This window comes from Acinetobacter sp., from assembly GCF_036666595.1.
Taxonomy (GTDB): domain Bacteria; phylum Pseudomonadota; class Gammaproteobacteria; order Pseudomonadales; family Moraxellaceae; genus Acinetobacter.
The window spans coordinates 173405-186531 of sequence record NZ_JAVWVO010000008.1; the positions used below are offsets into that span (position 1 = coordinate 173405).

The 13127-nt window shown below is 39.7% G+C and carries 13 protein-coding genes; 3 read left to right on the forward strand and 10 right to left on the reverse strand.

Translation table 11 applies throughout. The features are described 5' to 3' along the window. Window positions 1-238: 238 nt before the first annotated feature. Complete coding sequence (gene pabB / locus RR876_RS11880) at window positions 239-1588, forward strand: aminodeoxychorismate synthase component I (protein ID WP_332478347.1); 1350 nt, start codon at window positions 239-241, stop codon at window positions 1586-1588. Window positions 1589-1659: 71 nt separating this feature from the next. Here pabB and hisC read toward each other — a convergent pair whose 3' ends face one another. Next, a complete protein-coding gene (hisC, locus tag RR876_RS11885; protein WP_332478346.1) occupies window positions 1660-2751 on the reverse strand; it encodes a histidinol-phosphate transaminase in 1092 nt (363 codons plus the stop codon). A 146-nt stretch (window positions 2752-2897) separates the two neighbouring features. Continuing rightward, window positions 2898-4199 carry a histidinol dehydrogenase gene (gene hisD / locus RR876_RS11890; protein ID WP_332478345.1) on the reverse strand — a complete coding sequence of 434 codons (1302 nt, stop codon included), beginning with the start codon at window positions 4197-4199 and terminating at the stop codon, window positions 2898-2900. 176 nt (window positions 4200-4375) lie between these two features. On the opposite strand from hisD, the gene RR876_RS11895 reads away from it, so the two are divergent. Further along, a complete protein-coding gene (locus RR876_RS11895) occupies window positions 4376-4720 on the forward strand; it encodes a nuclear transport factor 2 family protein (RefSeq protein WP_332478344.1) in 345 nt (114 codons plus the stop codon). Window positions 4721-4794: 74 nt separating this feature from the next. Here RR876_RS11895 and hisG read toward each other — a convergent pair whose 3' ends face one another. The 5 genes from hisG to RR876_RS11920 all read right to left on the reverse strand — a co-directional run bounded on the left by hisG (window position 4795) and on the right by RR876_RS11920 (window position 9105). Further along, on the reverse strand, window positions 4795-5496 hold the full coding sequence (gene hisG / locus RR876_RS11900) for an ATP phosphoribosyltransferase (RefSeq protein ID WP_004984172.1): 702 nt from the start codon (window positions 5494-5496) through the stop codon (window positions 4795-4797). Further along, window positions 5493-6752, reverse strand: coding sequence for a UDP-N-acetylglucosamine 1-carboxyvinyltransferase (murA, locus tag RR876_RS11905; RefSeq protein WP_078390238.1), 1260 nt, complete (start codon window positions 6750-6752; stop codon window positions 5493-5495). The genes hisG and murA overlap by 4 nt, the downstream gene beginning before the upstream one ends. Before the next feature lie 6 nt (window positions 6753-6758). Continuing rightward, entirely contained in the window at window positions 6759-7010 is a 252-nt protein-coding gene (ibaG, locus tag RR876_RS11910) for a BolA family iron metabolism protein IbaG (RefSeq protein WP_004695019.1), read from the reverse strand. Between the two features lie 136 nt (window positions 7011-7146). Beyond that, complete coding sequence (gene raiA / locus RR876_RS11915; RefSeq protein ID WP_004695021.1) at window positions 7147-7479, reverse strand: ribosome-associated translation inhibitor RaiA; 333 nt, start codon at window positions 7477-7479, stop codon at window positions 7147-7149. Window positions 7480-7650: 171 nt separating this feature from the next. Beyond that, a complete protein-coding gene (locus RR876_RS11920) occupies window positions 7651-9105 on the reverse strand; it encodes an RNA polymerase factor sigma-54 (RefSeq protein ID WP_332478343.1) in 1455 nt (484 codons plus the stop codon). A 326-nt stretch (window positions 9106-9431) separates the two neighbouring features. On the opposite strand from RR876_RS11920, the gene RR876_RS11925 reads away from it, so the two are divergent. After that, the gene (locus RR876_RS11925) at window positions 9432-9986 is read left to right on the forward strand and encodes a DJ-1/PfpI family protein (protein WP_332478342.1); all 555 of its coding nucleotides are present in this window, start codon (window positions 9432-9434) and stop codon (window positions 9984-9986) included. A 58-nt stretch (window positions 9987-10044) separates the two neighbouring features. Here RR876_RS11925 and RR876_RS11930 read toward each other — a convergent pair whose 3' ends face one another. The 3 genes from RR876_RS11930 to RR876_RS11940 all read right to left on the reverse strand — a co-directional run bounded on the left by RR876_RS11930 (window position 10045) and on the right by RR876_RS11940 (window position 12682). Further along, the gene (locus RR876_RS11930) at window positions 10045-10356 is read right to left on the reverse strand and encodes an ankyrin repeat domain-containing protein (RefSeq protein WP_332478341.1); all 312 of its coding nucleotides are present in this window, start codon (window positions 10354-10356) and stop codon (window positions 10045-10047) included. A gap of 33 nt (window positions 10357-10389) precedes the next feature. Then, on the reverse strand, window positions 10390-11211 hold the full coding sequence (locus RR876_RS11935) for a hypothetical protein (RefSeq protein ID WP_125281707.1): 822 nt from the start codon (window positions 11209-11211) through the stop codon (window positions 10390-10392). A gap of 121 nt (window positions 11212-11332) precedes the next feature. Beyond that, window positions 11333-12682 carry an aromatic acid/H+ symport family MFS transporter gene (locus RR876_RS11940; RefSeq protein WP_332478340.1) on the reverse strand — a complete coding sequence of 450 codons (1350 nt, stop codon included), beginning with the start codon at window positions 12680-12682 and terminating at the stop codon, window positions 11333-11335. Window positions 12683-13127: the final 445 nt, after the last annotated feature.

The following is a 13127-nucleotide window of genomic DNA, read 5'->3' on the forward strand; positions in this document are numbered from 1 at the left end:
GAGCTTTATTTTTGTGATATCGATCACTCGGTGTTAGTTACTGTTTTTTTATTTTGTCGCAGTATTAACACCTATCCTTGAGTGACTTTATTGCCTGAACTACGTTATATCCGAGTGATTTTTTGATCAACTGCTGTTGGTCGCAATCCATAGCTTACCGATAAACGGTATTTCCTCTATGCGTACACACACAATGCGGTAAAATAGCCTGAATTTTTTTGATCCTATTTGCGTTAGCATGACTTTAAGCCAATCATTTAAAAAGATAATTTGTGATTCAACCCTCTCTGTATCTCATATATTACAGGCGTTGAATGAGCTCACACAGTTAGTCTATTTACAAAATGTCGATGCACCCGTCATTGCTTTTTTACCTGAGCGTTACCAAGTTTTTCAAGAAAACCACCACTTTTTCTTTCAACGCACACAGGATTTTTGTTATATCCGTGATGACGAAAAAATAGATATTTCCAGTAATATTCAACCAAGCTCAGAACAAAAAGAAGCATCTTTTAGTGGAGGACTCATTGGATTCGTCAGTTATGATTATGCCGCCCAGCAGCACGTCCAACTTCAAATTAAATCTCAGCCAAGCTTATTTTTAGGGTTATACAGCAGTTATCTACAATGGACTGATGCAGGCTGGCTATTTTGCAGTAGTGATTCACAAGCCGAACACATTTATCGCAAAATTGAATCGTATTTATTCCAGCCATCGGCCTTAACCCATCCACTCCAACTCAAGTCGATCTGCCAGGCACGCTGGACTGAAACCCAATACAAACAAGCCTTTCAGCAAGTACAGGAATACATCAAAGCTGGGGATTGCTATCAAATCAATCTGACACAAGAGTTCACTGCCAAGGCACACGGTCAACTCCTAAGTGCAGTCGAAGCATTTTGGCAATTGACCGATGCACCTTACTCAGGCTATCTCCGTAGCGATGATTTTGAACTCTTAAGTTGTTCACCCGAGTTGTTTATTGATTTTCAAGCTCATCGAAAAATCATTACCAAGCCGATTAAAGGCACCATGCCGCGCCATGCAGATCCAGTCTTAGATGAACAATCTAAACAACGCTTAAGAGCTTCGGAAAAAGACCAAGCTGAAAATGTGATGATTGTCGATCTACTGCGTAATGACTTGAGTGTTTACGCAGAAACGGGCTCAGTCAAAACACCTAAACTGTTTAATATTGAAAGCTTTAATCAAGTCCATCATATGGTCAGCAAAGTCGAAGCAACACTTAAAGCAGAAGTTCATCCCTTTCATGTACTGCTCTCAGCACTACCTGGCGGGTCTATTACAGGCGCACCTAAAATTCGAGCAATGCAGATTATTGAAGAACTCGAAGGTGCACCACGCGGAGCGTACTGTGGCTCAATGGGTTATTTTAATTTTGATGGTACGGGTTCTTGGAACATTCTGATTCGTTCTATTCAAAAATTCCAAGATGAGGTTTCGCTTTGGGCTGGCGGTGGAATTACCATTGCATCAGAGTGTGAGGCTGAATACCAAGAATGTTTTGACAAGGTCTCAGCACTTCTTAATTTACTCAATACCTTTGTACAAACGGACACTGAATAGCCTCCAAAATAAAAAAGTGAACCTTCACATTAATGAACGTTCACTTTTCAAAGATCAAAACTGTTGAAAGTTTATTTTAAAATATCATTTTTCAATGTATCGACTAAGCGTTGATTTTGCTGATCAGTTCCAACCGTGATACGTAAAAACTGGTTAATACGCGGTTTATTGAAATAACGCACAATAATGCCTTGTTCACGTAATTCAGCCGCTAATTCACCCGCATCTTTGCTAGGTAATGATGCAAAGATAAAGTTGGCACTTGATGGCAAAACGTTAAAGCCCAGTGCGGTCAGTTGTTCAACCAAATGTTCACGGCTTTGAATCACTTTTTGATTTTGTGCTTCAAAATAAGCTTGATCTTCAAATGAAGCAACCGCAGCGGCTATCGCAAAACGGTCCATCGGATAAGAGTTAAAACTGTTCTTCACCGCTTCAAGTGCCGCAATCAAATGCGGTTGAGCAATCGCAAAACCAACACGTAAACCTGCCAGTGATCGAGACTTAGATGTGGTTTGACACACCACCAAGTTCTCATACTTTTCCACTAATTTAACAGCAGATTCAGCACCAAAGTCTACATAAGCCTCATCAATGACCACCACTGAATTTGGATTGGCTTGAAGCACTGCTTCTATTGCGACTAAACCAATATCAATACTGGTTGGCGCATTTGGATTGGTGATAATAATACCGCCATTGGCTTGTTTATAGTCATCCACCACAATTTCAAAGTCATCATTGAGTGGCAAAATTTTGGTTTTAACCCCAAAAAATTGGCTATAAACAGGATAGAAGCTATAGGTAATATCGGGGTAAAGTAAAGGCAGCTCTTGCACAAAAAAAGCTTTAAAAATATGTGCTAAGACTTCATCTGAACCATTGCCGACAAAGACATTTTCAACGACAACATTTTGTTGTTTCGCAATTGCCTGCTTTAACGCAGAAGCATCTGGATCTGGATATAAACGCAGTACATCTGCAGAGTTTGCCAAGACCGCTTGAACAGCCTCCACCACTTTTGGGGAGGGTGGATATGGGTTTTCATTGGTATTGAGCTTCAATAAATTTTGAATTTTCGGTTGTTCACCTGGCACATACGGTTCTAATTTACGTACTTCAGGACTCCAAAAACGCATTTGTTCTGTAGTGATATTTGACATTTTATTTCTCTATATTCCCTCTTCTAACCTCTCTTTCGCTTCGTCTTAAAGCTTGCAAAGGGAGAGGAATTTATTCCTTATGATGAATCTCATCTATGAGCCCCCTCTCCTTTTAGAAGAGGGTTAGGAAGAGGTTTTAAAATAGTTTATTGATAACGATAACGTGCTGAACGCGCATGTGCATCTAAGTTTTCTTGTTGCGCTAGAATATCCGCGGTTTTCGCCAAAGTTTTCACACCTTGCTCAGAGCACATAATCAAACTTGAACGCTTTTGGAAATCATAGACACCCAGCGGCGAGGAAAAGCGTGCTGTACCTGAAGTTGGCAAAACGTGGTTTGGCCCTGCACAATAGTCACCGATCGCTTCTGGGGTATAACGCCCCATGAAGATTGCACCAGCATGACGAATATCTTCGGCCATTTCCTGTGCTTCATCTAGGCAAAGCTCTAAATGCTCGGGAGCTACTTGGTTAATCAGTTCAACGGCTTCGGCACGGTCTTTCACAAGTACCAAGGCACCACGATTGGCAATTGAAGTGCGCGCAATTTCAGCTTTTGGTAATACGGCTAAATGCTCTTCTACCGCTTGAGCAACATCATTCAGTAATTGCTCATTTGGTGTGATAAATACTGCTTGTGCCACAGTATCGTGTTCAGCTTGGGACAATAAATCCATCGCCAGCCATTGTGCGTTATTCACGCCTTCGGCATAAACTAAAATTTCAGACGGCCCTGCAATCATGTCGATACCGACTTGTCCGAATACTGCACGTTTCGCAGCCGCGACAAAACGGTTGCCCGGCCCTGTAATCTTATCCACCGCTGGAATCGTTTCTGTACCATAGGCTAAAGCCGCAACCGCTTGTGCCCCACCAATGGTAAAGACACGGCTGACACCAGCCAAATAAGCTGCTGCTAATACCAACGGATTCAACTCACCATTCGGTGCAGGCACCACCATAATAATTTCAGGTACACCCGCCACATGAGCAGGCACAGCATTCATCAGTACAGAAGACGGATAAGATGCCAAACCACCAGGTACATAAATCCCAACACGATCTAAAGGTGTTACTTTTTGCCCAAGTGTGTTCCCCAAGGCATCCACATAGGTCCAACCTTCTTGTTTTTGCGCTTGGTGAAACTCACGAATACGGTTTGCAGCAAGCTCTAACGCCTCGCGGACTTCGGTACTCAAACCATCAAAAGCGGTTTTTAATTGTTCTTGGGTCAGTTCTAAATCTGAGAATTGATGCGCGGGATGTCGATCGAACTGTTGAGTGAGTTTAAGAACATGAGCATTACCATGCTGACGAACATCAGCGATGATTTGATCTACGGTTTTTAAAAGTTCTGGGTCACTCACGGTTTCAAAAGCCAACAAATCAGCAAAGACTTGTTTAAAGTTCTGATCTTGAGTCGATAAACGTCGCATCAATTTATCCACAATGAAAATAAAGGGAAGCTTTAGTTTACCTTGTTTCCTGTATTTTGTGGGCAACAATCCTCCAGCTAAACACGGAGTGTAATGAAAAATTACTTTTAACTTCATCGGGAAATGAATCTGATTCAATATTTTTAAACTAGAATGATCGAATCTGAATAAAAAATAAGCAAAAAGAGATGACCTTCACGGACATAGCCACATGCTTTTCAACGGGGCAATTTAGCCAAATCCAATCCTATTTCTCAGAAACGATTACATGGGAAATTGTGGGTGAACAACAGCTGTCAGGTTTTGATCAAGTACTCAAGCATTGCCAGTCTATCGAACATTATTTTACGTCGGTCGTGCATGAGTTCCATATTCAAGCAATTCATCAAACGGGTCATCATGTGATTGTTCAAGGGGAAGCACAATTTCATGACACCAAGCAGACATCCCGAATTTCTGCTTGTGATGTCTATATTTTTAACAATTTGAATCAGCTGATTCAAATTCAATCCTATTGTATTTCAATTCCATAAGAATATATAAAAATGAGCAGGCACAAAAAAACCGCCATCATCGATAGCGGTTTCTTTAAACAAAAAAGATCAACTTATTTGTTTTTTAACGCTTCACGTTCAGCAACTGCTGTTTCTAACTGTGCAAGAATTGGGTTTAATAATGCTTGCTTACGTTTGAAACTTGCCTTGTTCACGATCAAACGTGAAGACACTTTACAAATTTCTTCCAAAGGTTCTAAACCATTGGCACGTAAAGTATTTCCCGTATCAACCACGTCAACAATGTAATCGCCCAAACCCACCAGCGGTGCAAGTTCCATTGAACCGTACAACTTAATCACATCGACTTGCTCACCTAAGCTTGCATAGTACTGACGGGTTAAGTTTACGTATTTGGTGGCAATTTTTAAACGCCCTTTTGGACGTTCCATGCCAACTTTGCCCGCGGTCATCAGTTTACATACTGCGATTTTTAGATCGAGTGGTTCATAAACGTTTTGCGCGCCATGTTCCATAAGCACGTCTTTGCCCGCAACACCAATATCAGCCGCACCATTTTCCACATAGGTGGGTACGTCAGAAGCTCGTAAAATTAAAATACGGACTTGTTTATGGGTGGTTGGGAAAATTAACTTACGTGACTTATCAGGATCTTCCAGTAAGTTAATTCCAGCCGTTTCAAGTAAAGGCAGGGTTTCTTTTAAAATACGACCTTTACTCAATGCCAATGTTAAACCATGATCAAAATTGCCCATTACGTCAAAATTTGGATCATCGTTTCTCATATCGCTCATGAACTTACTCGCTTAATTTGGGCGCCTATACCTTGTAATTTCGCTTCAATATCTTCATAACCGCGGTCAATATGATAGATACGATCAATCAGCGTCTCACCATCCGCAGCAAGTGCAGCTAGCACCAGCGAGAAAGAAGCGCGTAAATCTGTTGCCATCACGGGTGCTGCAGAAAGTTTCTCTACACCCGTCACGACAGCATCATTACCTTCGACCTGAATATTTGCCCCCATACGTGACAATTCAGGTACGTGCATAAAACGGTTTTCAAAAATCGTTTCAGAAATGGTGGCAAAACCACGCCCAATTGCATTCACAGCCATAATCTGTGCTTGCATATCGGTTGGGAAGTCTGGATGTGGAAGCGTTTGGAAACTCACTGCTTTTGGACGTTTCCCCATCATATCCAGTTCAATCCAATCATCACCACGGGTCACTTCCGCGCCCATTTCTTCAAACTTTTCTAAGACCGATTCCATCAACGTTGGATCAGTATGTGTGGTTTTTACACGACCACCAGTAATGGCCGCAGCAGCCAAATACGAACCTGTTTCAATACGGTCAGCAACCACAGCGTATTCACAGCCATGTAGTTTTTCAACACCTGTTACCACTAAGGTATCGGTGTCTAATCCTTCAATTTTTGCACCCATCGCGATCAACATTTTCGCAAGGTCCGTAATTTCAGGTTCACGTGCCGCATTACGAATCGTAGTCACACCTTCTGCCAATGCCGCAGCCATTAAGATATTTTCGGTACCACCCACGGTCACCATATCAAAAATGACTTCACCACCTTTCAAACGGCCATCAACTTTAGCGTGTACATAACCCGCTTCAACTTCAATCTCTGCACCTAAAGCTTCTAAAGCTTTTAAGTGTTGATCGACTGGGCGCGAGCCAATCGCACATCCACCTGGCAAAGATACTTTTGCACTACCATAGCGCGCCACCAATGGGCCCAGCACTAAAATAGATGCACGCATGGTTTTCACCAATTCATACGGTGCAAACTGATTGTCCAGTGTCGAGGTATCCGCAGTAACCGTGTCACCTTCGTAGGTCATGGTAATCCCTAGACCACCAATCAACTGCACCAAGGTATTTACATCTTTTAAATGCGGCACGTTGGTGAGCTTGGTTGGGGTTTCAGGTAAAATCATTGCTGCAAGCAACGGCAAAGCAGCATTTTTAGCACCCGAAATACGAACTTCGCCTTCGAGCTTAGTGCCACCTTGAATTAAAAATTTATCCATCTAATTTTAAGCTCCGAATAAGCTTGCTTTACGCCATTCTTCTTTAGTCATTGCACGAATAGTCACCGCATGCACTTCGCCACTTGCGATATAAGAATTTAATGGTGCATAAACAGCTTGCTGACGTGCAACAGGACGTTTGCCTTCGAATTGGTCGTCGACAATACGTAAGTCAAACTTTCCGCCTTGCCCACTAACTGCAACTTCAGCTTCAGGAAAAGCAGCTTTTAAAATTTCAGTGAGCTGTTCACTATTCATCACAAAGACCTCTTATAGGACCAACGGTGTAAAAACCTGCCATTTTACTATAAATCTGAAAAATAAATCATAAACCCGCACACTTTATATATAAAAAAAGAGGTTTAAAAAAACCTCTTTTTGCATAAAAATCAAACTAAATGGCAATAGGTTGGTAAACCTGCTGCATTTTACGGTGCTTATCAAGCTGTCTTTTTAGTTTTTCTGATAATTTTTTAATCGACGTATACATATCATCTGCTGAAGCCTGAGCAAAAAATTCAATGCCCGGTAAACGGATAATTGCTTCTGCAATATGATTGCTACTGCCTTTTTTAGTATGTTTATCGACCTGATGATCCTTGGTTAATTTCACCTGCATACTGTTCACCTGATCAATATGCTTGGTCATTTCTGCAAATTTGCAGCGAATGGTATCTTCAATAGCTGGGGTAATGCTCAAATGATGTCCACGAATTGTTATTTGCATATATCTATCCCTCACCTTCATTAGGATTAATGAGGAAAAGCCAAGACGATTTAATGACTGCAAAATAACCAGCACGCATAGAAACATCAAATCATTTTAGCTATTCCTTAAAGAAAAAAGAGGTTCATTATGTTGTCATAATGAACCTCTAGAATAGTCAGATTTTAAATTTTAGATCAAGACTTTTCGTTCAGAAGATGACGGAATATGTAACGATTCGCGATACTTTGCCACTGTCCGACGCGCTACATCAATCCCATCGTCTTTTAAAAGATTGGCAATTGCGTTATCAGACAAAGGCTTACGTGCATTCTCTTCAGCAATCAATTTTTTAATCTTGGCGCGAATTGCAGTTGAAGATGCTTCACCACCTGAAGTTGTACCCACATGGCTTGAAAAGAAATATTTCAACTCGAACAAGCCGCGTGGCGTCAGCATATATTTGTTTGTGGTCACCCGAGAAACGGTCGATTCGTGTAATTCAACTTCTTCTGCAATATCTCGAAGTACCAAAGGCTTCATCCCTTCAGCACCAATTTCTAAAAATGCACGCTGATGTTCAATGATACAGGTCGAAACTTTCAGTAAAGTTTTATGGCGCTCATCGACACTTTTAATAAAATTTTTTGCATCCAACATCTGATTACGTAAGTACTGATTATCTTCACTTTGATCAGCACGCTTAATCATATTGGCATAAAACGAGTTCACACGAAGTTTCGGCATCACATCAGGATTTAAAGCCACTTGCCATTGTTCGTTTTTCTTCATTACTACGACATCAGGAATTTGATAATCTGAGTCTTTATCTTCAAACTCAAGCCCTGGATGCGCTTTTAGGGTTTTCAATAAATCAACCGCACACTTGAGCTGTTCTTGATTTAAGCCCGTTTGTTTGATCAGTTTCGCCAGCTCATTGCTGATCAATAGTTCATAATTTTTCAGCAGATTCATGGCATCATTTCGACAAGCGGTCTGCATCGGCAAGGCTTCCAACTGTACCATTAAGCACTCGGCAAGATTCCGCGCCCCAACGCCAAGTGGGTCTAAACGCTGAATATGCTTGAGTACCACAACCACTTCGTCATCTTCAACTTCGTCGTCATAGTCCATGCTTGTTAAAAGATGTTGAACTGAAGTCGTTATTTCTGAAATATCACTGTCTAAAAAACCTTTATCGTCCAAGGAGTCAATAATGCAATAAGCAATCAACTGATCTACGTGCGAAAAATGCAACAGATTGATTTGCTCAAGCATATGCTCTTTTAAGCCCAAATGACCTTGGCGATTATCTTCTCGCTCTTCAAATTCTGCTGCGCCCAAACTGGTCGGTTGATGGGTGTAGACATCATCCCAGTCGGTATCGACAGGTAAATCATCGGGTAAATGATCTGCATTAAGTTCGTTGGTCAAATCTTTCTTATCCTGTTCTTGCTCTTGCGCACTGGATAAGCTTTCGATAGATGACTGTTCTTCTACTTTTTCTAGGAGCGGGTTGCTGTCGAGTTGAATCTGAATTTCTTGTTCAAGTTCAAGGCTCGATAATTGAAGCAATCGAATAGCTTGTTGTAATTGGGGGGTTAACGACAAAGAGTTCGAAACTTTCAATCCAACCGATAACTTCATAAAACCCTACTCGTCAATACAACTATTTTTAAAGCACGCTTTATAAGCAATTTTTGTGCCGTTTTATTTTTTATAGCATAGAAAATTCAAAAAACCTACATTTTTTGAGCAGATTGTTTTTCATTTCCTATCCAGTTTCGAACTTTATGGATGTCTTAATGCATATCAATTATTGAAAAGGATCATTAATACCTTCACACAGTCCAGAATTACACGAAACACTGCATCGGCTACTTTCACTTACTTACAAGAGTCCGTTAAATCAAAACATCTGTATCATTCTGCTTTGTTAGGCTAAAGCATAGACATTTTTTTAGGTGATTTACATGACCCAAAAAGTATTGTTCATAACCTCAAATGTAGGCGTAGAGCATGATGAGCTAATTCAGCCTCTCCATTTTCTACAGTCCAAAGGCATAGAATGTATTCATGCTGCCATTGAAGCTAGCGATGTTCGAACTGTCAAAATAGACTCAGACTCGGCAGCAAGCTATCCTCCAGATGTCGATTTGGATCATGTTCATTATGACGACTACGATTTGTTGATTATCCCTGGCGGTGCAGTTAATGTTGATCTATTACGCCACCATCCCAAAGCGCTCGAAATTATCCAAAGTTTTAGCAACCAAGCCAAACCAATAGCTGTGATTTGTCATGCACCTTGGGTTTTGATTAATACTGAACGGATTCAAGCTAAACATCTGACTTCGCATCAAAATATACGAATCGATCTGGAAAATGTAGGTGCTATATGGGTCGATGAGGCCGTTCACACATGTTATGCAGGTGGTTGGACACTCATCAGCTCACAAAGTTCAGAAGATCTTCCCGCTTTTAATCAAGTGATATTAAAAGAACTTGAATCCAATTCGTCTATTTAAGATGCCATAAAATAAAAGAGCCTGATATTGAGCAGGCTCTTTTATTCATTTTTAAAAGTTACAGACTTTTTAAGTATTCAATAATTTCTACTTGTTCCGCCATTTCAGCCAGTTGAAGCGCAGTGTATTCACCTTTGTAGTGGACATTCGCACCTTTTTCAACCAGTAGTTTCACTACATCTAGATAGCCATTTTCAGCCGCCGCTTGGAGAGCGCTATAACCTTCATCATCAGTGGAATTCACATCTACACCATTAGCGAGACTTTTTTCCACTTCAGCGAGTTCACCTAAAGATGCCGAGTACACCAGTTCAGGTAAATGCAGTTCATCATCGTTTTCAGGAAATGGGGTGATAGAATTAAATTGCATAATTTTTCCTATAGCAAATAATAACTAAGAATTTTAAACTAATTCCCGAGTGATATATTCAATCTCATCAGCTTCAAATTCTGAAATTTGTTTAGTTTCCACACCAAACTTATACCTAGGATGACCTTTAAAACAATAAATTGGATTAGATTCTTTTAAGTAACGTATCTGATCGAAGTCCTCTTTACTTAACCAGACTGAAACCGTATTTCCACCTGAACGTCTGATACCTACGAGATTGCTGTTTGGATAAAACTTATAAACGCTTCCTTTAATCTCTCTATATGAGCCTAGATAATATTCATCTTTTATAGAATTTAAATAGTCTTTTGTATTTGCATCAAAGGCAGCTATAGTTTCACGGCCTAATAACGGTGAGCCAAGACTGATCCCCTCAACTCCTCCAATCGTGTCTATTCTATTTACGATATTAGCAACTTCAGTATGGATAGCACCTATAAATATTTTTTTATTATCATCTTTTTCATTTTTTAGTCGTTCTATTACATCTCCAGTATAATACCCGACCACCCCAGAAATGACATAATCAAATGCTTTTCTTAAAGCTTCATTAATATTAGGGTCGGCAATTAATGGAACTAATGCAAATAAATCTGATCCTTTTTTTCGTGAGCCAAGTTGAAGAGCTAATTTTTCCCTAATTTCTTTTTTAGGATATGATCCCTTATATAATCTATTTTCTTGAGCTAAATGTGCTTTATGAATTATTCTTTGTAATGCTAATAAACATTCGGATAAATCGTAAATACTTACGCCATGATGTTCTAACTCATCACCAGTAAATTTTATACTTAGCAAACTTTTTTCAAATTTTTCAGTTGAATACCAATCCATTATTACTTAATACCCCACTCAATTTATTAGATTATTTATCAACCAACAATATAACATTTAAAATCATATAAATATAATTTAAAAAGAAGCCCCTTTACGAGACTTCTTTTAAATTCATCGCCTATGCTTTAGAAACTACTGGCTGACTGGCACCAATTTTTTCAGATTCATCCTCATGCATAATCAGTGCAACCGCAATAGCAGTAATCAATACAGGTAAACCCACTGCAATAAAGTTAAAGTGCGCAGGCAAATTCATACCCAACAAACTCCCGATTAAAATTGGTCCAATGATTGCACCCATACGACCAATCGCAGACGACCAACCAATCCCCGTTGAACGAACAGCAAGTGGATAGTACTGAGCGACATAGCTATAAAGAAGCATTTGCGAACCAATGGATGCAGCACCCGCCAAGAATACTAAAATATATAAAAGGAATTGATTCGATTGGAAGCCCATCAAGCTCATCACAACAGCACCCATCATCCCCAAGCACATCAGCACAGGTTTCAAATGGAAGCGATCAGCTAAGACTCCTCCACCCACAATACCAATCACAGCACCAATGTTCATCACCATCATGAACATCAAGCTATTGTCCATTGAGTAGCCTGCTGCCATCATTAACTTCGGTAACCAACTGCTTAAAGCATACATAGTCAATAAGCAGGTGAAGAACGCCACCCAAAACAACAAGGTATTTACCGCACGCCCTCGTTTAAATAAGCTCACAACATTTGCAGACTCTGGCACATCAACCTGATGCAACTCAAAAGTTGTATCTTCTTTTACCATTACTACTGGTGCTAAACGACGAACAATTTTACGTGCTTCCGCCTGACGGTTTTGTTGCACAATAAAAGTCAAAGACTCGGGCAAAAACTTCCAAATAACAGGTAATAACAACAAAGGAATACCCGCAATAAAGAACATAATTTGCCAACCAAAACTTGGAGTAAACCACGCACCTAACAATGCAGCCATTACACCACCCACAGCATAACCGCTAAACATTGTGGTTACTAAGGTACTACGCATTTTTTGTGGTGCATACTCAGATGTCAGCGCAACAAGGTTTGGCATTACTCCACCAATTCCAAGTCCTGCAAGGAAACGTAAAATCGCAAATTCCGTTGGGTTTGATGCAAAGCCACCTGCACAGGTAAGCCCGCTAAAAAGCACAATACAGATCATAATGACTTTTTTACGGCCAATTTTATCCGCCAAAGAGCCAAATATCATTGCACCAAACATCATGCCTGCTAAAGCAGTACTTGCAAGCATACCCGCCTGTACAGCACTTAAGCCCCAGTCTTCCATTAATAATGGTAATACCACACCATTAATTGCCAAGTCATAACCATCAAATAAAATAATTAGTAAACACCAAGCAACAACTTGAAAATGAAAACCCGAAAATTTTGCACGATCAATAATATCATTCACATTCACTGCTTTAGCTGACATTATTCACCTCCTATGAGCTATTGTTTCATTGCACTTTAACTAGCGCCCTTCAGTTTTTATAATGTGCTAATTTAGCCCAAACAGAAGTCATTCACCAAAGTAATTTGGTGTTATATTCACACAATTTATAGTGATATAAAAATTCAACATTAGTCTAAATAAGTGATTTAATTCGCATTAAAAATAAATAAAACCAATCATTAACACTTGGCTTTTTGATATGAAATAAAATAATAATTAACAATAAAGACCTAATTTAAATTAGATATAAATATAATACTTAGTTCATAACTAAAAAATTAAATAGATATAGAAAGGTTCATTTAAATAATAATTATGACTATTTAGGATATTTTATTTAAGTACGATAAACCTCAATTAGACGATTGATTCGTTTATTTTTTATATTTTTAATCTTCCGCACATAAAAAATCCCCCTCAGCTT